Raw genomic sequence first — 22,028 nt, 5'->3', positions numbered from 1 at the left:
CGGCCTGCCCTTCCCGCTCGACCGCTTAGCAGGTGCGGCACCACATCTCCGGTCTGAACCAGGCTGGAGATTTGTCATGGCCGATATCGTCTTTCTCGCGCTCGGAGCCGGGGCCTTCGCGCTCTTCGGCTGGTACGCAGCGCTGCTGCGCAAGGTCTGACCGTCATGGGCCTGACCTTGCTCTATGCCGCTGCGGCCCTCGGGCTCGCGATCTACATGGTCGCCGCGCTGCTGCGCCCCGACCGCTTCTGACACAACACAAAAAAAGGAGACCTCGCATGGACTGGCGGGGCTGGGCAGAGATCGTCTTCACGATCGCAGTGACGGTGGCCGTGGGCTGGCCACTCGGCATTTACATGGCGCGTGTCTGGGCGGGCGAGAAAACCCCGTTCGACCTCGTGCTGAAGCCGGTCGAGGCCGGCTTCTACGCCGCGCTCGGCATCGACCGGAACAAGGGACAGAACTGGCTCGGCTATGCCGGGGCGGTGCTCGCCTTCAGCGCGGCCGGCTTCGTGCTGCTCTACGGTTTGCTGCGGCTGCAGGGGCTCCTGCCGCTGAACCCGCAGGGCTTCGACGGCCTGTCGCCGCATCTCGCCTTCAACACCGCCGTCAGCTTCGTCACCAATACGAACTGGCAGTCCTATGGCGGCGAGACGACGATGAGCAGCCTCAGCCAGATGCTGGGCCTGACCGTTCAGAACTTCGTCTCGGCTGGCGCTGGCCTCGCCATAGCTGCTGCCGTGGCGCGTGCCTTTGCCGCCGATCGCGGCGAGAGCCTCGGCAGTTTCTGGGTCGATCTGACCCGCAGCGTCCTCTACGTGCTGCTGCCGGTGTCGATCGTCACCGCGCTCGCGCTCGTCGCTGCCGGCGTGCCGCAGAGCCTCCTCGCCAATGTAACAGCCAAGACGCTGGAGGGCGCCGACCAGATCATCGCCCTCTTCCCGGTCGCCAGCCAGGAGGCGATCAAGCAATGGGGCACCAATGGCGGTGGCCTGTTCAACGTCAACTCGGCGCATCCGCTCGAGAATCCGACACCGCTGACCAACCTGATCGAGGTCGTGTCGCTGAACGCGCTCGCCTTCGGCACGGTCATCGCCTTCGGGCGTGTCGCCGGCGCCCGCAAGGAGGCGCGCGCTTTGCTCGCCGCCATGGTCATTCTGGTCGGCTTCGGCGCCGCCGCGATCTACTCCTCCGAGACGCTGACGCCGCAGCCCGCCATGATCGCGGCCGGCATCACCGACGCGCCGGCCAACATGGAAGGCAAGGAAGTCCGCTTCGGCGCGGCCGCCTCGTCGATCTGGGCGGCGCAGACCACCGGTGCCTCGAACGGCTCAGTCAATGCGATGCACGGCTCGTTCATGCCGCTCGGCGGCGGCGTCGCGATGTTCCTGATGCAGCTCGGCGAGATCCTGCCGGGCGGCGTCGGCTCCGGCCTCTACGGCATGGTGGTGATGGCGCTGCTCGCCGTCTTCGTCGCCGGGCTCATGGTCGGACGCACGCCGGAATATCTCGGCAAGAAGGTCGAGAGCCGCGAGATCAAGTTCGCCATGCTGGCGGTGCTGATCCTGCCGCTCGCGATCCTCGGTTTCTCGGCGATCGCCGCGGTGCTGCCGGTCGCGCTCGAGGGCTTGCTGAACAAGGGGCCGCGCGGGCTTACCGAGATCCTCTACGCCTATTCGTCGGCGGCAGGGAATAACGGCTCGGCCTTCGCCGGCCTCACCGCCAACGCGCCCTGGTGGAACACCACGCTCGGCATCGCCATGCTGCTCGGTCGCTTCGCCTACATGATCCCGGTGATCGCCCTGGCGGGAGCCATTGCCGCCAAGCCGAAGCTGAAGCCGACCGCCGGCACGCTGCCGAGCGACTCACCGCTCTTCGTCGGCCTGCTCATAGGCATCATCCTGATCCTGGGTGGCCTGCAATTCTTCCCCGCGCTGGCGCTCGGGCCGATCGTCGAGCACTTCCAGGTGCTTGCGGCCTCTCGCTGAGCCGACAAAGGAACTCTCTCAGATGAGTGTCTCACTCGCCAAGTCCAGCGCCTTCAACCAGGCGATCGTCCTGACGGCGCTGAAGAGCGCCTTCGGCAAACTCGACCCACGCAAACTGACCGGCAACCCGGTCATCCTCGCGACAGAGGTTGTCGCTGCGCTCGCCACCGTCTCGGCCGTCGTCGCCATCGCCAATGGCCAGCCTGCGGCCTTCCCGATCCAGATCGCGATCTGGCTCTGGCTCACCGTGGTCTTCGCCAACTTCGCCGAGGCGATCGCCGAAGGGCGCGGCAAGGCGGCAGCGGATTCGCTGCGCGCCACGCGCGTCACCACCAAGGCCAAGCTGATCATCGATGCCTCGCGCAATGCGATGATCCCGACGCCGGCTCACGAGCTCGCACCTGATGATATCGTCCTGGTCGAGGCCGGTGACGTCATCCCAGCCGATGGCGAGATCATCGAGGGCGTCGCCTCGGTCAACGAGGCCGCGATCACCGGCGAGTCCGCCCCGGTGATCCGCGAGAGCGGTGGTGATCGTTCCGCCGTCACCGGCGGCACCACCGTCGTTTCCGACTGGCTCAAGATCAGGGTTACCTCGCGGCCGGGCTCGTCCTTCCTCGACCGCATGATCGCGATGGTCGAAGGCGCCGACCGGCGCAAGACACCGAACGAGCTCGCCCTCGCCGTGCTGCTCGCCGGCCTGACCCTGGTCTTCCTGATCGCGGTGGTCACCCTGACCGGGTTAGGGGCCTTCTCCGGCGTCTCGCTCGATCCGATGGTGCTGGGCGCGCTCTTCATCACGCTGATCCCGACCACGATCGGCGGCCTGCTCAGCGCCGTCGGCATCGCCGGCATGGACCGGCTTCTGAAAGTGAATGTACTGGCGACCTCAGGCAGGGGCCGTCGAGGCTGCCGGTGACGTCGATACGCTGCTGCTCGACAAGACCGGCACGATCACTTTCGGCAACCGCATGGCGGTCGAGGTGATCCCCGTCCCCGGTATGCGTCCCGATGCGGCGCTGCGTGCAGCGCTGATGGCCTCGCTCGCCGACGAGACCCCGGAAGGCCGCTCGATCGTCGAGCTCGCCCGCAACCAGGGCGTCACGGCCGAGGTTCCCGCGGGAGCGACCACGATCCCGTTCAGCGCCACCACCCGCCAGTCGGGCCTCGACCTCGATGGCAAATCCTGGCGCAAGGGCGCGGTCGATGCCGTGATCAAGACACTCGACCTCAGCGATAGCCAGGTGCCGGCGGAACTGCGCCAGGCGGTCGACGGCATCGCCCGCTCGGGCGGCACGCCGCTCGCCGTCAGCGAGAACGGCGCGCTGGTCGGCGTCATCCACCTCAAGGACGTGGTCAAGCCGGGCGTGAAGGAGCGTTTCGCCGATCTTCGCCGCATGGGCGTGCGCACGGTGATGATCACCGGCGACAATCCGGTCACCGCGGCGGCGATCGCCTCCGAGGCCGGCGTCGACGATTTCCTCGCCGAAGCGACGCCGGAGGACAAGCTGCGGATCATCCGCACCGAGCAGGCCAAGGGCCGCCTCGTCGCGATGTGCGGCGACGGTGCCAACGACGCCCCTGCCCTGGCTCAGGCCGATGTCGGGGTCGCCATGCAGACCGGCGCGCAGGCGGCGCGCGAGGCGGGCAACATGGTCGATCTCGACAGCGACCCGACCAAGGTCCTGGAGATCGTCGAGGTCGGCAAGCAATTGCTGATCACCCGTGGCGCGCTCACCACCTTCTCGATCGCCAACGACGTCGCGAAGTATTTTGCGATCATCCCGGCGCTCTTCGTCGTCTCGCTGCCGGCGCTCGGCGCGCTCAACATCATGGGCCTGTCGAGCCCGCAGAGCGCGATCCTCTCGGCGGTGATCTTCAACGCGCTGGTCATCGTCGCGCTGATCCCGCTGGCGCTGCGCGGCGTGCGCTACCGGGCCATCGGCGCGGCCAAGCTGCTCTCGCGCAACCTCACCCTCTACGGCATCGGCGGGCTGATAGCGCCCTTCGTCGGCATCAAGCTGATCGATCTCATCGTCTCGGCCCTTGGGCTCGCCTGAAGGCTCAACTTTTGATTTTGCGCGAATTCTTTTCGTTCGGCCGATTCTGGCCGAACGGAAAGCGCACGACAGGACACATGTCATGATCGCCAATCTTCGCCCGGCCATTGTCTCGATGGCCCTCTTCAGCCTCCTGCTGGGCTTGGCCTATCCGCTCGGTGTCACCGGGCTGGCGCAGGCCCTGTTCCCGGCCCAGGCCAGCGGCTCGCTGATCCGCAATGCCTCCGGCGACGTCGTTGGCTCGCGCTGGATCGGGCAGAACTTCAAAGACGAGGCCTACTTACGTCCCCGCCCCTCGGCTGCCGGCAAGGATGGCTATGATGCCTCGGGCTCGTCCGGCTCCAATCTCGGGCCGTTGAACGAGGACCTCGCAGCCCGCATCAAGGCCGATGCCGAGGCGCTGCGCCCCGAGAGCCCGGCGCCGATTCCGGTCGACGCCGTCACGACCTCAGGCTCGGGTCTCGACCCGCATGTCTCGCCGGCCAACGCGGCCCGGCAGGTTGCGCGCATCGCCGCGGCCCGCAAGGCGCAGCCGAACGAGGTCCTGGCCGTGATCGCGGCGAATACCGAGGGCTCGACCTTCGGCCTGCTCGGTGAGCCGCGCGTCAATGTGCTCGCCGTCAATTTGGCACTCGACGCGCGCTGGCCGCGGCCGCAACGTTAGGATCGATGGCAAGCGACGAATCCCAGTTCCGCGAGGCAGGGCGGCCCGACCCCGACGCCCTGCTTGCTTCAGCCGGCCGCGGCAAGCGCGGCCGGCTGAAGATATTTCTCGGCATGGCGCCGGGCGTCGGCAAGACCTACGAGATGCTGACGCAAGGTCGGCGTGCCCAGAAGGAGCATGGCGAGGTCCTGGTCGGCGTGGTCGAGACGCATGGCAGGCGTGAGACAGAAGAATTGCTCGACGGGCTCGAGGTGATGGCGCGCCGGCCGCTCGAGCATCGCGGCCGGCTGATGATGGAGTTCGATCTCGACGCAGCCCTCGCCTTGAAGCCGAAGCTGCTGCTGGTCGACGAGTACGCCCATTCCAACGCCCCGGGCAGTCGCCATCCCAAGCGCTGGCAGGATGTCGAGGAACTGCTCCATTCCGGGATCGACGTCTGGACGACGCTGAACGTCCAGCATCTGGAAAGCCTGGTCGATGTCGTCTGGAAGATCACCGGCGTGCGCCAGCGCGAGACGGTGCCGGACAGTGCGCTCAGCCGCGCCGACGAGATCGAGCTGATCGACATCACGCCGACCGAACTTCGCCAGCGCATGGAGGAAGGCAAGGTCTACGTTCCCGAGACCGCCCGGCTCGCCGCCGGCAATTTCTTCAAGTCGGAGAACCTGACGGCGCTGCGTGAGCTAGCGCTGCGCCGCGCCGCTCAGACCGTCGACGACCAGCTCAGCCAGGCGATGAAGCGCGCCGGCGTCGAGGGGCCCTGGGCGGCGGGCGAGCGCATCCTCGTGCTGATCGGTCCTGATGCCATGGCCGGCTCACTGGTCAGGGCCGGGCGGCGCCTCTCCGACATGATGATGGATGCGCCCTGGACCGTCGCCCATGTCGAACGGCCCAGCGGGGCGGAGCCGGATTCTGCCCGTGGCGCGCATCTCGCGGAGGCGTTGAAGCTTGCCGAACAGCTTGGCGGCGCCAGCGTCGTGCTCAATGGCGACGACCTCGTCGGCGCAGTGCTCGATTATGCCCGCCGCAACAACGTCACCCAGATCGTCGTCGGCAAATCGCATCGCAAGGGTTGGCGCGCCTGGTTGCGCCCTTCCCTCGCCCCAGAGCTGCTGAAGGCGCAGAACGGCGCCGCCCTGCACATCGTCACCGAAATTACGAGCGGGCCGGTGCAACAGGTCATGCCGAGCACGCCACGGGGCCGATTCAACTGGCTCACCCATCTCGGCGCGGTCGCCATGGTCGGGGTCGTGATCGGTCTCGCCGAGCTGATCGACAAGCGGGTCGAGAACGTCAACCTCGCCATGCTGTTCATGGTCAGCGTGCTCGGGGCCGGTCTCGCCTTCGGCCTCTGGCCGGCAGTGACGGCAGCCGCGCTCGCAGCCTTCGCCTACAACTTCTTCTTCCTCGAGCCGCGCCTGTCCTTCTGGATCGGTCATCCAGCCGACGTGCTGACTTTCCTCGTTTTCTTCGCGGTGGCGCTGACGACCGGTGGCCTGACCGGGCGCATCCGTGACCAGGCCAAGGCGACGGCGCGACGCGCCTCGGCGATCACCGCCTTGCTCGCCGCCAGCCGCCGGCTTTCGGCGGCAGCGCGACGCGAGGATGTCGCGTCGATCCTGGCCGAACAGGTCTCGGCTGCGACCTCCGGCAAGATCGTGGTGCTGCTGCCGGCCAATGGCGAGATTGCCCCGGCTGCCGGAGCGCCCGAGCTCGAAGCGCTCTCGACCGCCGACATGACCGCGGCGCGCTGGACCTGGAACCGCGGCGAACCGGCCGGGGCCGGCACTGGCACCTTGCCGAACGTCGCCTGGACCTTCAGGCCACTGCAGGGCGTGCGCGCTCGCTCCGGCGTGGTCGGCTTTGAGCCAAAGGCGCTGGCGACCGCCGAGAATGCGCGCTTCGCAATGGCGCTGCTCGACCAGGGCGCGATCGCGATCGAGCGGGCCGAGCTCGCCGCCGCTGCAGTCGATGCCGAAGCGCTGCGCCGCAGCGACCGCCTGCGCTCGGCGCTGCTCAACTCGGTCAGCCATGATCTGCGCACGCCGCTCGCCACCGTGCTCGGCTCGGCGACGACGCTGATCGACTTTGGCGAGGGCATGCGGCCAGCCGTGCGCGACGACCTCCTGCTCTCGATCCGCGAGGAGGCCGAGCGGCTCAACCGCTATGTCGGCGATCTGCTCGACATGACCAGGCTCGAAGGCGGGGCGCTGGTGGCGCGGCGCGACTGGATCGATGTCCGCGACGTGATCGCGGCGGCACTGTCGCGCATCTCGCGTCGGCTCGGCCAGCGCCGGGTCCAGCGCGATTTCCCGGCCGAGCTCTCCCTTGTCAGGGCCGACGGAGGCTTGCTGGAGCAGGTGCTGGTCAACATCCTCGAAAACGCCATCGCCTATAGCGAGGACGGCGCACTGATCGAGGCCGCCGCCTATGAGGACCGCGGCAATGTCGTGATCTCGATCGAGGACGAGGGCCGCGGCATCCCGACCGCTGAATTGGAGCGCGTCTTCGAGAAGTTCCGGCGCCTGGAGGAATCGATCGATCGCGGCGGCGAGCGCGGCAAAGGCGCCGGCCTGGGCCTCGCCATCGCCAAGGGTTTCGTCGAGGCCATGGGCGGGCGCATCGCCGCCGCCAGCCCGATCCATGATCGCCCGGACGGCAGCAAGGGCGGCACCCGTATCCTGATCAGCCTGCGCAAGGACGTCGCGGGCGGAGAGAGCAAGCCATGACCGCCTTTCGCCCGCGCATCCTCGTCATCGACGACGAGCCGCAGATCCACCGTTTCCTCGGCCCGGCGCTCGATGCCGCCGGCTACGAGCCGATCCGCGCCGACGACGCCACCACCGGCCTGCGCGAGATCGCCCGCAAGCCGCCTGACGCCGTCGTGCTCGACCTCGGCCTGCCCGACATGGACGGCAAGGAGGCGCTCGCCAAGGCGCGAGCCTTCTATGACGGTCCGGTGATCATCCTCTCGGCGCGCGACCGCGAGACCGAGAAGATCGACGCGCTCGACGCCGGCGCCGACGACTATGTCGAGAAGCCGTTCGGCGTCGGCGAGTTGCTGGCGCGCCTGCGCGTCGCGCTGCGCCATCGCCTCGAACGCCAGGGGGCGGAGCCGGCGCTGCAGGTCGGCGATGTCGAAATCGATCTCGTCAATCGCCGGATCAGCAAGGGTGGCGCTGCCGTGAAGCTCTCACCCAAGGAGTACGACCTGCTCGCCAGCCTGGCCGGCGGAAATGGCAGGGTCCTGACCCATAAGCAGATCCTCACGGCCGTCTGGGGCCCAGCGCATGAGCACGACGTGCAGTATCTGCGCGTCTTCGTTGGCCAGCTTCGGCAGAAGCTGGAGGACGATCCCGCCGAGCCGAAGCTGATCGAGACCGAGCCCGGTGTCGGCTATCGGCTTGGTGGACTGGTCTGAGGCTGGCGATGCGGCATCTGGCGGTTGGATTGGTGGTTCTCCTCGGCGCGGTCAGCCAGGCTGCCGCCGAATGGAAGCCGAGCATCTTCGACGGCGAGAGCAAGCGGGCGATCCAGGGCTGCTCGGCGACGGTGACCGACGACGCTTGGTCCTGTGCCTTCATCCGCTGCGAGGCGGACAAGCGGCTCGGGCTCTATCTCGATATCCCCGGCGTGCTTTCGGAAGGACCGATCACGCTTGCGATCGACGGCCGCGATTTCCGGCTTGCGCTGCAAGCGACAGGCGGACCTTTCGGCGATGCCTATCGCGTCGCCGGCGCAGAAGCCGACATGTTCGCAGCCTTCCCCACCGGCCGTTCGCTTCGCATCCGCCAGGAAGGGATCAAGAAGGGCTATGACGCGATCCCGCTCGCCGGCATCGGCCCGGCGCTGCGCAGGCTGAGCCAATCCTGTGGGGCGCACTGACGGTTCCGCCGGAGAAAATGCTTCCCCGGATTTGAGCAGCCGAACAGCCGCGAAGAGAGATTTCCTCTTTTCGAACGGGAATAAGAAAAATCACACTACCTGACGTGAATTGATGCTTTGAGGCCTCTGCCTTATGTAAAACGTTCGGAATAGCGAACGTAGCGAGCATCATTCATGGCTGCCGCCAAGCGCCCTGCCCTACCAGTGATCCTGCTGGCCAACGACCTGCTCGACGGCGATGTCGTTTTCGCTGCCGGCGATGCCAATGGCCTGAATTGGTCGCGCGATCCGGGCGCGGCGCTGATCGGCCAGGACGATGCGACGGCCGACCGCCTCGACGCCTTTGCGGCCGCCGAGCTCGGCAACCAGCATGTCGTCGATGCCTATCTCGTCGATGTCGCGATCGAGGACGGCGTGCCGGTGCCGCGCCATTACCGCGAGCGGATGAAGACGACCGGTCCCAGCATCCGGCGCGACCTTGGCAAGCAGGCCGAACTGCCGCTTGCCCAAGCTTTCCTGAGAGCCTGACGCATGTATCGCTACGATGAATTCGACGAACGCTTTGTGCGCGAGCGCGTCGCCCAGTTCCGCGACCAGGTCGGCCGCCGGCTCGATGGTTCGCTGACCGAGGACGAGTTCAAGCCGCTGCGCCTGAAGAACGGCGTCTATCTGCAGCTGCACGCCTATATGCTGCGGATCGCGGTCCCTTACGGCACGCTGTCGTCGAAGCAGATGCGCCAGCTCGCGCTGATCGGCGAGCGCTATGACCGCGGCTACGGCCATTTCACCACGCGCACCAATCTCCAGTTCAACTGGCCGAAGCTGCGCGACATTCCGGACATTCTCGACCTGCTCGCCGATGTCGAGATGCACGCGATCCAGACCTCGGGCAATTGCATCCGCAACGTCACCGCCGACCATTTCGCCGGCGTTGCCCAGGACGAGATCGAGGATCCGCGCCCGACGGCCGAACTGATCCGGCAATGGTCGAGCCTGCATCCCGAGTTCGACTACCTGCCGCGCAAGTTCAAGATCGCGGTGACGGGTGCTGCGCACGACCGCGCGGTGATCAAGGCGCACGATATCGGCCTGCGCATCCTGCGCCATCCGGACACGCACGAGATCGGCTATGAGGTCATCGTCGGCGGCGGCCTCGGCCGCACCCCGATGATCGGCAAGGTCGTGCGCGAATTCCTGCCCAAGGCCGACCTGCTCGCCTATCTCGAGGCGATCATGCGGGTCTACAATCTCGAAGGCCGGCGCGACAACAAGTACAAGGCCAGGGTCAAGATCCTCGTCCACGAGATCGGCACCGAGGAGTTCTCCCGCCGCGTCGAGGAGGAATTCGCCCGGCTCGACGGCCCCTCGGTCAATGCCGATCCGGCCGAGGTCGCGCGCATCGCCGCCTATTTCGCACCCCCCGGCCTATGAGGCGCTGCCGGCGACCAGCGGCGCCTTCGAGGCAGCCAAGGCCGGCAATCCCGATTTCGCCCGCTGGGTCGAGACCAATGTCACGGATCACCGCCAGCCGGGCTATGCCGCGCTGACGATCTCGCTGAAGCCGATCGGCGCGCCTCCCGGCGACGCCACCAGCGAGCAGATGCGCCTCGTCGCGGACCTGGCAGACGAGTTCTCCCTGTCCGAGATTCGCGTCACCCATGCGCAGAACCTCGTCCTGCCGCAGGTGAAGCAGGCCGACCTCTTCGCGGTCTGGCGGCGTCTTGGCGAAGCGGATCTGGCCACGGCCAATGTCGGGCTGATCACCGACATCATCGCCTGCCCCGGCCTCGACTACTGCGCACTGGCGACGGCGCGTTCGATCCCGATCGCGCAGGCCTTGGCCGAGCGTTTCGCCGATGCCGGGCGGCAGAAGGAGATCGGTGTGCTCAACATCAAGATCTCCGGCTGCATCAATGCCTGCGGCCACCACCATGTCGGCCATATCGGCATTCTCGGGCTCGAGAAGCGCGGCATCGAATCCTACCAGATCACGCTCGGCGGCGACGCGACCGAAAACGCCGCGATCGGCGAGATCCTCGGCCCCGGCCTCGCAGCCGAGGATGTGCCCGACGCGATCGAGCGGATCGTCTCGGTCTACCTGGCCCAGCGCCAGGAGGGCGAGAGCTTCATCGACAATGTCCGCCGCCTCGGGCTTGCGCCCTTCAAGGCGGCCTTCCAGGAGGTCAGCCATGCCGTTGCTTGATCGTCACGGCGCCAAGACCGAGATCTGGACGCGCAGCGAAGGCGCTGCGATCGGCAACCTCTCGCATGCGCTCGTCGCCTGGGAGGTGCTGCCTGAGGCTCTGGCGCAGAAGACGCGCGACCAGCGCATCGGCGTCGTCATCCCCAACACCGTCCGCATCCCCGAGCTCAAGCTGCTGATGCGGCAGCTGTCGCTGATCGCGATCAACTTCCCGTCCTTCGGCGACGGCCGCGGCTTCAGCCTGGCGCGATTGATCCGCAATCACGGCTTCACCGGCACATTGCGCGCCAGCGGACCGCTGATCGTCGACCAGTTCGCCTATGCCCTCGCCTGCGGCTTCGACGAAGTCGAATTGCCGGAGGCGAGTGCCGCGCGCCAGCCGGTCGAGCAATGGACCCGGGCGCTCGGCCAGATCAGCCATGGCTATCAGCGCGGCTATGGCGACAGCGGCAATATCCTCGACCGGCGCCGCTCGGCCCGCCTGAAACATGCCGCGGCGAGCTGAAACGGTGCACGGTTCGGCCCAACCCACCTTGCGGCGGCCGGCCGACCGCCATAGCGACGATGAATGGGAGGAGGCCATGTTGAACGACGCCCTGAACCATTCCGCTCCCGGCCCGCGCGAGCGCTGGTTCGATCTTTGCTTCCGGCTTATCATCCTGGTGCTTGCCGGTCTCTGGCTGTTCATGCCACCTGCGGGCGACACCCGGACGCAACCCGACGTGAAGGCCGCAGCGACGCAAAGATGAGCGCAAGACGCCCGGAAGCCACCGCCCCACGCCGGATCGAACGGCTCGCGACCCTGCCGCTCTTCCACAAGCTGGAGGGGCGCAAGGTCGTGCTTGCAGGGGCGAGCGAGGGCGCGCTCTGGAAAGCCGAATTGCTCGCAGCGGCGGGCAGCGAGCTGTTGATCCTTGCCGGCGACCAGCCCGAGATATTCGCCGGTCTTGCGGCCGATCCGCCGGCTGGCTCGGTTACGGTGCTGCCGCGCGCCTGGCAGGCTGATGATCTCGATGGCGCCGCGCTCGCCATCGCCGACATCGATTCCCTCGACGAAGCCAAGGCCTTCGCCGCCGCCGCCCGGCAGTCCGGCGTGCCGGTCAATGTCGTCGACAAGCCCGAATTCTGCGATTTCGCCTTCGGCTCGCTGGTCAATCGTTCGCCGCTCGTCGTCGCGATCTCGACCGACGGCGCCGCGCCCGTCTTCGGCCAGGCGATCCGCGCCAAGATCGAGGCCTTGCTGCCGGCGGGGCTGAAGGCTTGGTCGCAGGCCGCGCATGATTGGCGCCCGCTGGTCAAGGCGCGCGAACTCGCCTTCCCGCTCCGCCGCGATTTCTGGGAGCGCTTCACCAGCCGCGCCCTAGCCGAGCCGCAGCGCCGGCCTGACGAGAGCGACCGGGACAGCCTTTCCACCACGCTCGACGAGATCGAGCGTGGTGGCACGCCGAACGGCCGCGTCACGCTGGTCGGCGCCGGGCCGGGCGATCCGGAGTTGCTGACGCTGAAGGCGATCCGGGCGCTCCAGAGCGCCGACATCATCCTTTACGACGATCTGGTTTCCGCCGGCGTGCTCGAACTCGCCCGGCGCGAGGCCAAGCGCATGTTGGTCGGCAAGCAGGGCTATGGTCCGGCCGTGAAGCAGGACGACATCAACGCGATGCTGGTCTCGCTCGCTGGCCAGGGCAAGCATGTGGTGCGGCTGAAAGGCGGCGATCCCGGCATCTTCGGGCGCGCCGGCGAAGAGATCGAGGCCTGCCGCCGCGCCGGCATCCCTGTTGCGATCGTGCCCGGCATTTCGGCAGCGCAGGGCGCGGCCGCCTCGCTCGGCCTGTCGCTGACCCATCGTGATTATGCCCGCCGGCTGCAGTTCGTCACCGGCCATGCCCGCGACGGCAAGCTGCCGCAGGATCTCGACTGGAAGGCGCTCGCCGATCCGGCCGCGACCACTGCGCTCTACATGGCGCGCGCTACCCTGCCGCTGTTCCGCGAGAAGGCGCTCGCCGCCGGGCTCGATCCTGCGACACCGGCGATCGCGGTGCTCGGAGCCACCACCCCCGCCGAGATGCGGATCGCCACCTCGATCGCGGAGTTGCCGGAGCGGCTTGGTGAGCTTCCGAGCAAGGGGCCGGTCCTGGTCTTGATCGGCCATGCGATGGGTGCCGCCTTGCTGGCTGCCGCCAGCGGAAAATTGGCGCAAGGCTGAGCCGAACCAAAACGCAGGAGATGCGTTTTCTCTCTGGCGTGAAAAGTTTGGAAGGGCTCTACTGCCGCCACCAGTTGAGCGATGACCGCCAATTCAGTACGTTCTGTTTGTTTTTCAGAACAGTTTCAAACCGTTTCGACGGTTCCGGACCTGTTCAGCACGGAGCACTGAGATGACGCGACAGAGACTTCGCCGCCTGCTGCAAGCCGGCCTGACGCTCGGAGCCTTCGCCCTGTGCTTCGGTGTGATCACCGGCGCCCGTGCGCAAACCGAGCTGCTCAACGTTTCCTATGACCCGACCCGCGAGCTCTATCGCGAGATCAACACGGCCTTCATCGCCGACTGGAACGGCAAGAACGCCAAGAAGATCAGCACGATCCGGCAGTCGCATGGCGGCTCGGGCGCGCAGGCCCGCACCGTCATCGATGGGCTCAACGCAGATGTGCTGACGCTGGCGCTCGCCGGCGACATCGACGCGGTCGCCGAGCGCTCGAAGAAGCTGCCGCTCGACTGGCAGAAGCGCCTGCCGCAGAACTCCTCGCCCTACACCTCGACGATCGTGTTCCTGGTCCGCAAGGGCAATCCGAAGGCGATCAAGGACTGGGGCGACCTGGTGAAGCCCGGCGTCCAGATCATCACCCCGAATCCGAAGACATCGGGCGGCGCCCGCTGGAACTATCTCGCTGCCTGGGCCTATGCCGAGAAGGCCTTCAACAAGGACGAGGCCAAGGTCCGCGATTATGTCGGCAAGCTGCTCGCCAATGTCCCGGTGCTCGACACCGGCGCGCGCGGCGCCACTACGACCTTTACCCAACGCGGCATCGGCGACGTCTTCCTGTCCTGGGAGAACGAGGCGTTCTTGGCGCTGAAGGAGTTCGGCGAGGACAAGTTCGACATCGTCGTGCCCTCGCTCTCGATCCTGGCCGAGCCGCCGGTCGCGGTCGTCGACGGCAATGTCGACGCCAAGGGCACCCGCGCCGAGGCGCAGGCCTATCTCGAGTTCCTCTACACCCCGAAGGGCCAGGCGATCATCGCCAAGAACTATTACCGCCCGCGCAATCCAGAAGCTGCCGACCCGAAGGACATCGCCCGTTTCCCGAAGGTCGAGCTCATCACCATCGATGAGAGCTTCGGTGGCTGGGCCAAGGCGCAGTCCGCTCATTTCGGCGATGGCGGCACCTTCGACCAGCTCTACAAGCCGGCCCGGTAAGCCATGACGGCGACGGTCTTCCGCTGGCGCGAGCCCAGCATCCTGCCGGGCTTCGGCCTGGCGCTGGGCATCACGGTGACGGCGCTGTCGCTGGTGGTGCTGATTCCACTCGCCGCCTTGTTCCTCAAGGCGGCGAGTGCCGGTCCGGCCGATATCTGGGCGGTGGCGACCTCGCCGCGCACTCTGGCGGCGTTGAAACTCTCCTTCGGGGGCGCCCTCTTCGCAGCTGCGATCAACGCGGTCTTCGGGCTGATCCTGGCGTGGGTCCTCGTTCGCTACGAGTTTCCGGGCAAGCGCCTGATCGATGCAGCGGTCGACCTGCCTTTCGCCTTGCCGACGGCGGTCGCCGGTATCGCGCTGGCGGCGATCTATGCGCCCAATGGCTGGGTCGGCGGGCTGCTCGCGCCCTATGACATCAAGGTCGCCTATACGCCGCTCGGCGTGATGGTGGCGCTGATCTTCATCGGCCTGCCCTTCGTCGTACGCACCATCCAGCCTGTGCTGGAAGAGCTGCCGGCCGACATCGAGGAGGCCGCAGCGCTGCTCGGCGCCAGTCGCTGGCGCACTGTCTTCAGTGTCCTGCTGCCGCCGGTGCTGCCGGCGCTGTTGACCGGTTTCGTGCTGGCCTTCGCGCGCGCCGTCGGCGAGTACGGCTCGGTGATCTTCATCGCCGGCAACGTGCCGATGGTCTCAGAGATCGCACCGCTCCTGATCGTGATCCGGCTCGAGCAGTTCGACTATGCCGGCGCGGCCGTGGTCGCGACGATCATGCTGCTTTTGTCCTTCGCGCTGATCCTGCTGGTCAATCTGATCCAGGCTCGCGCCCGCCGGAGGTTCGGCGATGTCTGACGCCAGCCTGCCCTATCAGATCGAGGACCTTGCTCCCGCCCGTGCGGCGCGGCGCGTGTCTGGCGAATCCCGCATCGTCCAGTTCGCGATGATCGTCGTCTCGCTCGCCTTCCTCAGCCTGTTCCTGTTCCTGCCGCTGATCTCGGTCTTCGTCGAGGCGGGAGCTCGCGGTTGGCACGCCTATCGCGAGGCGATCCTCGAGCCTGATGCACTGGCGGCAATCCGGCTCACTCTCTTCGTCGCGGCGATCGCAGTGCCGTTCAACGTCATCTTCGGGCTGGCGGCGGCCTGGGCGATCGCCAAGTTCGAGTTCCGCGGCAAGAGCCTGCTGATCAGCTTCATCGACCTGCCCTTCTCGGTCTCGCCGGTGATCTCGGGCCTGGTCTTCGTGCTGCTCTTCGGCGCACAGGGTTATTTCGGCCCCTGGCTCGCGGCGAACGACATCAAGATCGTCTTCGCCGTGCCGGGCATCGTGCTGGCGACGGTCTTCGTCACCTTCCCCTTCGTCGCCCGCGAACTCATCCCGCATATGCAGTCGCTCGGCTCGGCCGACGAGGAGGCAGCACTGACGCTCGGCGCCTCGGGCTGGCGCACCTTCCTGATGGTGACGCTGCCGAATGTGAAATGGAGCCTGTTCTACGGCGTCCTGCTCTGCAATGCCCGCGCCATGGGCGAGTTCGGCGCCGTCGCCGTCGTCTCCGGCAGGATTCGCGGCCTGACCAACACCATGCCGCTGCATGTCGAGATTCTCTATAACGAGTACATGGGTGCCGCCGCCTTCGCCGTCGCCTCGCTGCTGGCGGGCCTGGCCCTCGTCACGCTCGTCCTGAAAACCGTGCTGGAATGGCGCTTCGCGGATTCAATCGCCGCCAGCCGCCGTCACTGAGTGGAAGAGCCCATGTCGGTCGCCGTTACCATCGAAAGCGTCGAGAAACGCTTCCAGAACTTCCCCGCTCTGCGCGGCGTGTCGCTCGACATCCAGCCGGGCGAGCTGGTCGCCCTGCTCGGCCCCTCCGGCTCGGGCAAGACGACGCTGCTGCGCGTCATCGCCGGTCTCGAACAGGCCGAGCGCGGCCGCGTGCTGTTCGGCGAGACCGATACCCGCGATCTTTCGCTGCGCGAACGCCGGATCGGCTTCGTCTTCCAGCATTATGCACTGTTCAAGACGATGAGCGTCGCCGAGAACATCGCCTTTGGGCTGAAATCGCGACCGCGTGCCGAGCGGCCGAGCCCCGTGGAGATCAAGAAGCGCGTCTCCGATCTGCTGGAGCTGATCCAGTTGCCGGGGCTGGAGAAGCGCTATCCGAGCCAGCTTTCCGGCGGCCAGCGCCAACGCATCGCGCTCGCCCGGGCCCTTGCGATCGAACCGCAAGTGCTTCTGCTCGACGAGCCTTTCGGCGCGCTCGACGCGAAGGTCCGCAAGGACCTGCGCGCCTGGCTGCGCCAATTGCACCAGCGCACCGGCCACACCACTGTGTTCGTCACGCACGACCAGGAAGAGGCGCTGGAGCTGGCCGACCGGGTCGCGATCCTGCACGATGGCCGACTCGAGCAGGTCGGCTCGCCCGACGATGTCTACGACCATCCGGCGACGCCCTTCATCTGCCAGTTCCTCGGCGACGCCAACCATCTGCCGGTCAAAGTCGTCGGCAGCCAGGCCTTCTTCCAGGACCGTCCGGTGCTCGGCGGCCTGCGCCAGAACGTCGGCGGACCAGCGTCGCTCTATGTCCGGCCACAGCATTTGCGCATTGTCGATGACGCGCCGCTCGCTTTGCCCGGCGTAGTCGAGTACCTGCGCCGCAATGGGCCGCTGCGGCGTGCCGAGGTCGCCGTCGAAGGGCTGCCCAAGCGGCTCGACGTCGATCTCGCCAGCCAGGTCGCCCCGGCGATCGGCGAGCGCATCCGGCTGCGCATCACGCATGGCAACCTGTTTGCCGCGGCTTGAGGTCACCCTCGCCTTTCGTGTCTCGCGCGGGTTATGCCTGTCGCCCGACACGTTCTGACGACAGGAGACGGCCATGAAGGCGCGGGCGAAATGGGTCGAGGGCATGGCCTTCATGGGCGAGGCCGGCAGCGGCCATGCGGTGATGATGGACGGCGCGCCTGAGTATGGCGGCCGCAACATCGGTACCCGGCCGATGGAGATGCTGTTGATCGGGCTCGCCGGCTGCACCGGTTTCGACGTGGTGCAGATCCTGAAGAAGGGCCGCGAATCCATCACGGGCTGCGAGGTGGAGGTCGAGGCTGAGCGCGCGACCGAGGACCCCAAGGTCTTCACCAAGATCCACATCGCCTATCGTGTCAGCGGTCGCGGCCTGTCGCAGGCCAAGGCCGAACGCGCCGTCACATTGTCGAAGGAAAAATACTGTTCCGCTTCGATCATGCTGGGGGCGACCGCCGAGATGACTACTTCGCTCGTTGTCATCGACGAACTGCAACAGGAGGCCGCGGAATGACGGATATCCCGACTTCGGGGCTGGTATCTCCCAAAGCCCTGGCCGATGCGCTGGGCTCGCCCGGTCTCGTCATCATCGACATTCGTGCCGCCGCCGAGGGTGGGCGCCAGGCCTTCGAGGCCGGCCATATCCCAGGCGCCGTGCACAGCGACTACGCCGCCGATGGCTGGCGCGCCAAGGTCGGCAATGCGCCCGGCATGCTGCCGCCGCTCGACCATCTCGCCGAACTCGCAGGGCGGCTCGGCATCACCCCGCCGAGCAAGGTCGTGATCGTGCCGGCCGGGCTCGCCGCCAGCGATCTTGCTGCTGCCACCCGCGTCTACTGGACGCTGAAGCTGATCGGCCATGGCCAGCAGGCCATCCTCGATGGCGGCTTCAAGGGCTGGCGGACCCAGCCGGGGTTGCCGATCGAGACCGGGCCGGCCAAGCCCATACCGGCCTCGCCTTATCCCGTCGTGGTGCAGCAGGAGCTGCGCAGCACTGCCGATGCGACCCTGATTGCGTCGCGCAGCAAGCTGGCGACGCTCGTCGATGCCCGCTCGGCCAGCTATTTCGAAGGCAAGGAGAAGGCGGCAGAGGCAGCCCGCGCCGGACACATCCCCGGCGCCGTCTCGCGCGACTACGCCGCAGCCTTCGACCCGGCGACCGGGCGCTTCAAGCCAGCCGGCGATCTTTCCGCCTTGTTCGGCTCGGTGCCGACAGGGCCGGCCGTGTCGTATTGCAATACCGGCCACACCGCCTCGCTGAACTGGTTCGTCATGTCGGAGCTGCTCGGCCGCGACGAAGTCTCGCTGTACGACGGCTCGATGACCGACTGGACGCAGGATCCTGAGCGGCCGGTCGCGACCGTGATCGCTTAAGCGGCAGCCGGGAAAGATCGGCGTTGTCGCGCGTTCTCCTCCAGAGGCGGAGGAGAACGCGATGTGGGACGACAAGGTTGCATTCGTGACAGGGGCCGCAACCGGTCTCGGCGAGAGCATCGCGGAAGGGCTTTTCCGGCGCGGGGCGCGTGTCGCCCTGGTCGACGTCGATCTTGATGGCGTACGCCAGGTCGCTGCTCGGCTAGATCCCGCGAAGAAGCGGACGCTCGCGCTGCAGGCGGACGTGGCCGACGCGGCGGCCGTCGAGGCAGCCGTGCAGCAGACCGTCGAGTGCTTCGGCGCTCTGCATCTTGCCGTGAACAATGCCGGCATCACCGGCGATCACAATGTGCCGCTGGCGGAGACCCATCTCGATGCCTGGCAGCGCATCCTCGCGATCAACCTCTCCGGCATCTTCCACGCCATGAAGTATGAGATCCCGGCGATGCTCGCGGCTGGAGGCGGCGCCATCGTCAACATGTCCTCGGGCGCAGGCGCCGTCGGGCAGGCCGGGATCGCTCCCTACAGCGCGACCAAGCATGGCATCGTCGGCCTGACCCGGGCCGCGGCGCTGGACTATGCGACGAAAGGCATCCGCATCAATGCGATCGGGCCCGGCTACATCGAGACACCCGAAATGGCGAAGCTGCCGGAGAGCACGCGAGCCGAGTTTGCCGCAGCTCACCCGCTCGGACGGCTCGGTACGCGGAGGGAGATCGCCGACATGATCGCCTTCCTGCTCTCGGACGAGGCCTCCTTCCTCACGGGCGGCTTCCACATGGCCGATGGCGGACTAACGGCGCGCTGACCCGGGACGAGTTGCAAATTTGTCCAAAAAGGATCAAAGGAAGCGCCATCGCGCCGGCCTTGCCGCGCCCTTCCCTTGCTCCGTTGCCGAGTTCTGTCGCCGATGAATGCCGTCGCGCCGAAAATCTCGTTCGTTTCCCTCGGTTGCCCCAAGGCACTCGTCGATTCCGAACGCATCATCACCTCGCTGCGCTCCGAGGGCTACGAGCTCAGCAAGAGCCATGCGGGCGCCGACCTCGTCATCGTCAACACCTGTGGTTTCCTCGACAGCGCCAAGCAGGAATCGCTCGAAGCGATCGGCGCGGCCATGGCGGAGAACGGCAAGGTCATCGTCACCGGCTGCATGGGCGCCGAACCCGAGCAGATCCGCGACGCCTTCCCGAACCTGCTGGCGATCACCGGGCCGCAGGCCTATGAGAGCGTGGTCTCGGCGGTGCATCAGGCCGTGCCGCCCAAGCACGACCCTTTCCTCGACCTGGTCCCGGATCAGGGCATCAAGCTGACGCCGCGGCACTACGCCTATCTCAAGATTTCAGAGGGTTGCAACAATCGCTGCAGCTTCTGCATCATCCCAAAATTGCGCGGCGATCTGGTCTCGCGGCCGATCGGCGAGGTGCTGCGCGAGGCCGAGAAGCTGGTCAAAGCCGGTGTCAAGGAACTGCTGGTGATCTCGCAGGACACCAGCGCCTATGGGCTCGACATCAAATATGCGCCGTCGATGTGGAAGGACCGCGAGGTCCGCACCCGCTTCTTCGAGCTGGCGCGCGAGCTCGGCCAGATGGGCGTCTGGGTCCGGATGCACTATGTCTACCCCTACCCGCATGTCGACGAGGTCATCCCGCTGATGGCGGAGGGCCATGTGCTGCCCTATCTCGATATCCCGTTCCAGCATGCCTCTCCCTCGGTGCTGAAGGCGATGCGCCGGCCGGCCCATCACGAGAAGACGCTGGAGCGCATCAGGAAATGGCGCGAGATCTGCCCGGACCTCGCCATCCGCTCGACCTTCATCGTCGGCTTCCCCGGCGAGACCGAGGACGATGTCGACTTCCTGCTCGATTGGCTGAAGGAAGCGAAGCTCGAGCGCGTCGGCTGCTTCAAGTATGAGCCGGTCAAGGGCGCTACCGCGAACGATCTCGGCCTGCCGCTGGTCGCGGAGGACGAGAAGGAGGCGCGCTGGCACCGCTTCATGAAGACGCAAGCCGAGGTTTCGGCCCGTATCGTCAAGGCGCGCGTCGGCAAGCGCATTCCGGTGATCATCGACGAGGCCGGTCCGACCGTCGCCAAGGGCCGCTCGAAATGGGACGCGCCGGAGATAGACGGCAATGTCTATGTGTCGAGCCGCCGACCGCTGCGGCCGGGCGATATCGTCACGGTGAAGATCGAGCGCGCCGACGCCTATGACCTGCACGGCATCGCGGTCTGAATAGGTTTTAGCTTACGCGAGGGCGGAAGTGACCGGCCGGGGCGTATTGCGCAATTGCGTGACACGGCCGATACGGGCCCGTGCCGGCTTCTCGGAGACGGCCTGTGACTTGCTGACCTGGGTGGCGAGCTGGAGCGTCGGGCGGGCGGTGAGCTGCGCGTGGAGCGCCATCGCGACGATGACGAAGGAGAGGATGAAACCGACGCGGCGAAGAAACGGGGACATGACGTAAGGACCAAAGTTCTTGTTGTTGGTCCTGCTTTGCCGGCTCCAGGCGCGCTTTCGCTTTCAGGTTCGAAGCTTTCGATTTTTTCTTCCCAAATGGAAACGGTCGCCTGAAGAGGCGGCCGTTGTCACGTCGTGATTCCGGCGAAACCGCCGGAGTTGATCTACGGCACGATCACGGTCGAACCCGTGGTGCCGCGGCTTTCCAGCGTCCGGTGCGCCTCGGCGGCATCCTTCAGGGCGAAACGGGCGTTGATCGCGACGCTGACCTTGCCGGAACCGACGGCCCCGAACAGGTTCTTCGCCATCGCGACCAGGGTCTCGCGCTTGGACGTATGCGTGGCCATAGTTGGGCGGGTGACGTAAAGGGAGCCCTTCGTCGAGAGGATGCCGAGGTTGAAGGCCTCGACCGCGCCCGAGGCATTGCCGAAGCTCGCCAACAGGCCGAAGGGCTTCAGCGAATCGAGCGATCCCATGAAGGTATCCTTGCCGACGCCATCGTAGACGACGTCGCAGCGCTGGCCGCCGGTGATCTCCTTGACGCGCGCCGCAACGTCCTCGTCGCGATAGAGAATGACGTGGTCCGCCTTGTTCGCCTTGGCGAGCTCGGCCTTCTCCTTGCTGCCGACGGTTCCGATCACGGTCGCGCCCAGCGCCTTGCCCCATTGGCAGAGGATCGAACCGGTACCGCCGGCCGCGGCATGGACGAGGATCGTATCGCCTGGCTTCACCTTGTAGGTGCGGTGGAGCAGGTATTCGGCGGTTAGCCCCTTCAGCATCATGCTGGCGGCAGCTTCATAGGAGACGTTTTCGGGCAGCGCGACCACCGCCGACGCCGGAACGATGCGCTCCTCGGCATAGGCACCGTGCGACGAGACGACCGCAATCCGGTCGCCGGGCTTGAACTCGCTCACCCCGGGACCGACAGCGAGCACGTCGCCAGCCGATTCATTGCCGAGCGTAAACGGCAGCGGCGCCGGATAAAGTCCGGTGCGGAAATAGGTGTCGATGAAGTTCAGCCCGATGGCGCGGTTGCGGATCAGTATCTCGCCTGGCCCCGGTGCCGGCAGGCTGATCTCCTCCAGTTGCAGTACTTCGGGCCCACCGGTCGTGTGTACGCGGATAGCTTTCGCCATGGCGATCTCCTGATGTCGATGGCGACAACGATAGGGACTTGCCTTCCTTCGGCGCAACG

20 protein-coding genes and 2 pseudogenes are annotated in these 22,028 nt (G+C 66.7%); 20 read left to right on the top strand and 2 right to left on the bottom strand.

Annotation, left to right across the window (positions count from 1 at the left end; genetic code table 11):
- Positions 1–165 precede the first annotated feature (165 nt).
- The 20 genes and pseudogenes from kdpF (at position 166) to rimO (ending at position 20,608) form a co-directional block, all read left to right on the top strand.
- On the top strand, positions 166–252 hold the full coding sequence (gene kdpF, locus QO058_RS31305; RefSeq protein WP_126116082.1) for a K(+)-transporting ATPase subunit F: 87 nt from the start codon (positions 166–168) through the stop codon (positions 250–252).
- Positions 253–278: 26 nt separating this feature from the next.
- Positions 279–1,988, top strand: coding sequence for a potassium-transporting ATPase subunit KdpA (kdpA, locus tag QO058_RS01200; protein ID WP_284169931.1), 1,710 nt, complete (start codon positions 279–281; stop codon positions 1,986–1,988).
- Positions 1,989–2,010: 22 nt separating this feature from the next.
- Positions 2,011–4,048 (top strand): annotated as a pseudogene (gene kdpB / locus QO058_RS01195) (potassium-transporting ATPase subunit KdpB).
- 82 nt (positions 4,049–4,130) lie between these two features.
- On the top strand, positions 4,131–4,712 hold the full coding sequence (gene kdpC, locus QO058_RS01190; protein WP_284169930.1) for a potassium-transporting ATPase subunit KdpC: 582 nt from the start codon (positions 4,131–4,133) through the stop codon (positions 4,710–4,712).
- 5 nt (positions 4,713–4,717) lie between these two features.
- Positions 4,718–7,441 (top strand): sensor histidine kinase, encoded by a 2,724-nt coding sequence (locus QO058_RS01185; RefSeq protein WP_284169929.1) that lies wholly within the window; start codon positions 4,718–4,720, stop codon positions 7,439–7,441.
- Positions 7,438–8,133, top strand: a complete 696-nt coding sequence (locus QO058_RS01180) for a response regulator (RefSeq protein WP_284169928.1) — start codon at positions 7,438–7,440, stop codon at positions 8,131–8,133. The genes QO058_RS01185 and QO058_RS01180 overlap by 4 nt, the downstream gene beginning before the upstream one ends.
- An 8-nt stretch (positions 8,134–8,141) precedes the next feature.
- A complete protein-coding gene (locus tag QO058_RS01175) occupies positions 8,142–8,597 on the top strand; it encodes a hypothetical protein (protein ID WP_284169927.1) in 456 nt (151 codons plus the stop codon).
- Between the two features lie 174 nt (positions 8,598–8,771).
- Positions 8,772–9,125 carry a DUF2849 domain-containing protein gene (locus tag QO058_RS01170; RefSeq protein WP_284169926.1) on the top strand — a complete coding sequence of 118 codons (354 nt, stop codon included), beginning with the start codon at positions 8,772–8,774 and terminating at the stop codon, positions 9,123–9,125.
- A gap of 3 nt (positions 9,126–9,128) precedes the next feature.
- Positions 9,129–10,800 (top strand): annotated as a pseudogene (locus QO058_RS01165) (nitrite/sulfite reductase).
- Positions 10,787–11,305: a DUF934 domain-containing protein gene (locus QO058_RS01160; protein ID WP_284169925.1), complete on the top strand. Its 519-nt coding sequence runs from the start codon at positions 10,787–10,789 to the stop codon at positions 11,303–11,305. The pseudogene QO058_RS01165 and the gene QO058_RS01160 overlap by 14 nt, the downstream one beginning before the upstream one ends.
- A gap of 76 nt (positions 11,306–11,381) precedes the next feature.
- Positions 11,382–11,549, top strand: coding sequence for a hypothetical protein (locus QO058_RS01155; RefSeq protein WP_164985716.1), 168 nt, complete (start codon positions 11,382–11,384; stop codon positions 11,547–11,549).
- Entirely contained in the window at positions 11,546–13,003 is a 1,458-nt protein-coding gene (gene cysG / locus QO058_RS01150) for a siroheme synthase CysG (protein ID WP_284169924.1), read from the top strand. Before QO058_RS01155 ends, cysG begins: the two co-directional genes overlap by 4 nt.
- A 172-nt stretch (positions 13,004–13,175) precedes the next feature.
- The gene (locus tag QO058_RS01145; RefSeq protein ID WP_284169923.1) at positions 13,176–14,213 is read left to right on the top strand and encodes a sulfate ABC transporter substrate-binding protein; all 1,038 of its coding nucleotides are present in this window, start codon (positions 13,176–13,178) and stop codon (positions 14,211–14,213) included.
- 3 nt (positions 14,214–14,216) lie between these two features.
- A complete protein-coding gene (gene cysT / locus QO058_RS01140; RefSeq protein ID WP_284169922.1) occupies positions 14,217–15,062 on the top strand; it encodes a sulfate ABC transporter permease subunit CysT in 846 nt (281 codons plus the stop codon).
- The gene (gene cysW, locus QO058_RS01135) at positions 15,055–15,948 is read left to right on the top strand and encodes a sulfate ABC transporter permease subunit CysW (RefSeq protein ID WP_432211997.1); all 894 of its coding nucleotides are present in this window, start codon (positions 15,055–15,057) and stop codon (positions 15,946–15,948) included. The genes cysT and cysW overlap by 8 nt, the downstream gene beginning before the upstream one ends.
- 12 nt (positions 15,949–15,960) lie before the next feature.
- On the top strand, positions 15,961–17,007 hold the full coding sequence (locus QO058_RS01130; protein ID WP_284169921.1) for a sulfate/molybdate ABC transporter ATP-binding protein: 1,047 nt from the start codon (positions 15,961–15,963) through the stop codon (positions 17,005–17,007).
- A 73-nt stretch (positions 17,008–17,080) separates the two neighbouring features.
- Positions 17,081–17,518 carry an OsmC family protein gene (locus tag QO058_RS01125; protein ID WP_284169920.1) on the top strand — a complete coding sequence of 146 codons (438 nt, stop codon included), beginning with the start codon at positions 17,081–17,083 and terminating at the stop codon, positions 17,516–17,518.
- Positions 17,515–18,378 (top strand): sulfurtransferase, encoded by an 864-nt coding sequence (locus QO058_RS01120; RefSeq protein WP_284169919.1) that lies wholly within the window; start codon positions 17,515–17,517, stop codon positions 18,376–18,378. The genes QO058_RS01125 and QO058_RS01120 overlap by 4 nt, the downstream gene beginning before the upstream one ends.
- A gap of 61 nt (positions 18,379–18,439) precedes the next feature.
- Positions 18,440–19,186 carry an SDR family NAD(P)-dependent oxidoreductase gene (locus QO058_RS01115; protein WP_284169918.1) on the top strand — a complete coding sequence of 249 codons (747 nt, stop codon included), beginning with the start codon at positions 18,440–18,442 and terminating at the stop codon, positions 19,184–19,186.
- 102 nt (positions 19,187–19,288) lie between these two features.
- Entirely contained in the window at positions 19,289–20,608 is a 1,320-nt protein-coding gene (gene rimO, locus QO058_RS01110; protein ID WP_284169917.1) for a 30S ribosomal protein S12 methylthiotransferase RimO, read from the top strand.
- Positions 20,609–20,620: 12 nt separating this feature from the next.
- Here rimO and QO058_RS01105 read toward each other — a convergent pair whose 3' ends face one another.
- Both QO058_RS01105 and QO058_RS01100 read right to left on the bottom strand, forming a co-directional pair.
- A complete protein-coding gene (locus tag QO058_RS01105; RefSeq protein WP_284169916.1) occupies positions 20,621–20,833 on the bottom strand; it encodes a hypothetical protein in 213 nt (70 codons plus the stop codon).
- 164 nt (positions 20,834–20,997) lie between these two features.
- The gene (locus tag QO058_RS01100) at positions 20,998–21,969 is read right to left on the bottom strand and encodes a quinone oxidoreductase family protein (RefSeq protein ID WP_284169915.1); all 972 of its coding nucleotides are present in this window, start codon (positions 21,967–21,969) and stop codon (positions 20,998–21,000) included.
- Between the last annotated feature and the right edge of the window lie 59 nt (positions 21,970–22,028).

The sequence above is a fragment of the Bosea vestrisii genome (assembly GCF_030144325.1).
In the GTDB taxonomy this organism is placed as follows: Bacteria; Pseudomonadota; Alphaproteobacteria; order Rhizobiales; family Beijerinckiaceae; genus Allobosea; species Allobosea vestrisii_A.
This window is presented reverse-complemented; position numbering and strand designations above follow the sequence as displayed.

Excerpts from the sequence above, each read along its gene's own strand:
- cysT (WP_284169922.1), top strand. The coding sequence starts at position 14,217 with ATGACGGCGACGGTCTTCCGCTGGCGCGAGCCCAGCATCCTGCCGGGC.
- cysG (WP_284169924.1), top strand. The coding sequence starts at position 11,546 with ATGAGCGCAAGACGCCCGGAAGCCACCGCCCCACGCCGGATCGAACGG.
- QO058_RS01145 (WP_284169923.1), top strand. The coding sequence starts at position 13,176 with ATGACGCGACAGAGACTTCGCCGCCTGCTGCAAGCCGGCCTGACGCTC.
- QO058_RS01130 (WP_284169921.1), top strand. The coding sequence starts at position 15,961 with ATGTCGGTCGCCGTTACCATCGAAAGCGTCGAGAAACGCTTCCAGAAC.
- QO058_RS01115 (WP_284169918.1), top strand. The coding sequence starts at position 18,440 with ATGTGGGACGACAAGGTTGCATTCGTGACAGGGGCCGCAACCGGTCTC.
- QO058_RS01120 (WP_284169919.1), top strand. The coding sequence starts at position 17,515 with ATGACGGATATCCCGACTTCGGGGCTGGTATCTCCCAAAGCCCTGGCC.
- kdpA (WP_284169931.1), top strand. The coding sequence starts at position 279 with ATGGACTGGCGGGGCTGGGCAGAGATCGTCTTCACGATCGCAGTGACG.
- QO058_RS01185 (WP_284169929.1), top strand. The coding sequence starts at position 4,718 with ATGGCAAGCGACGAATCCCAGTTCCGCGAGGCAGGGCGGCCCGACCCC.
- QO058_RS01170 (WP_284169926.1), top strand. The coding sequence starts at position 8,772 with ATGGCTGCCGCCAAGCGCCCTGCCCTACCAGTGATCCTGCTGGCCAAC.
- QO058_RS01100 (WP_284169915.1), bottom strand. The coding sequence starts at position 21,969 with ATGGCGAAAGCTATCCGCGTACACACGACCGGTGGGCCCGAAGTACTG.
- cysW (WP_432211997.1), top strand. The coding sequence starts at position 15,055 with ATGTCTGACGCCAGCCTGCCCTATCAGATCGAGGACCTTGCTCCCGCC.
- QO058_RS01160 (WP_284169925.1), top strand. The coding sequence starts at position 10,787 with ATGCCGTTGCTTGATCGTCACGGCGCCAAGACCGAGATCTGGACGCGC.
- kdpF (WP_126116082.1), top strand. The coding sequence starts at position 166 with ATGGGCCTGACCTTGCTCTATGCCGCTGCGGCCCTCGGGCTCGCGATC.
- QO058_RS01125 (WP_284169920.1), top strand. The coding sequence starts at position 17,081 with ATGAAGGCGCGGGCGAAATGGGTCGAGGGCATGGCCTTCATGGGCGAG.
- rimO (WP_284169917.1), top strand. The coding sequence starts at position 19,289 with ATGAATGCCGTCGCGCCGAAAATCTCGTTCGTTTCCCTCGGTTGCCCC.
- kdpC (WP_284169930.1), top strand. The coding sequence starts at position 4,131 with ATGATCGCCAATCTTCGCCCGGCCATTGTCTCGATGGCCCTCTTCAGC.
- QO058_RS01155 (WP_164985716.1), top strand. The coding sequence starts at position 11,382 with ATGTTGAACGACGCCCTGAACCATTCCGCTCCCGGCCCGCGCGAGCGC.
- QO058_RS01175 (WP_284169927.1), top strand. The coding sequence starts at position 8,142 with ATGCGGCATCTGGCGGTTGGATTGGTGGTTCTCCTCGGCGCGGTCAGC.
- QO058_RS01180 (WP_284169928.1), top strand. The coding sequence starts at position 7,438 with ATGACCGCCTTTCGCCCGCGCATCCTCGTCATCGACGACGAGCCGCAG.
- QO058_RS01105 (WP_284169916.1), bottom strand. The coding sequence starts at position 20,833 with ATGTCCCCGTTTCTTCGCCGCGTCGGTTTCATCCTCTCCTTCGTCATC.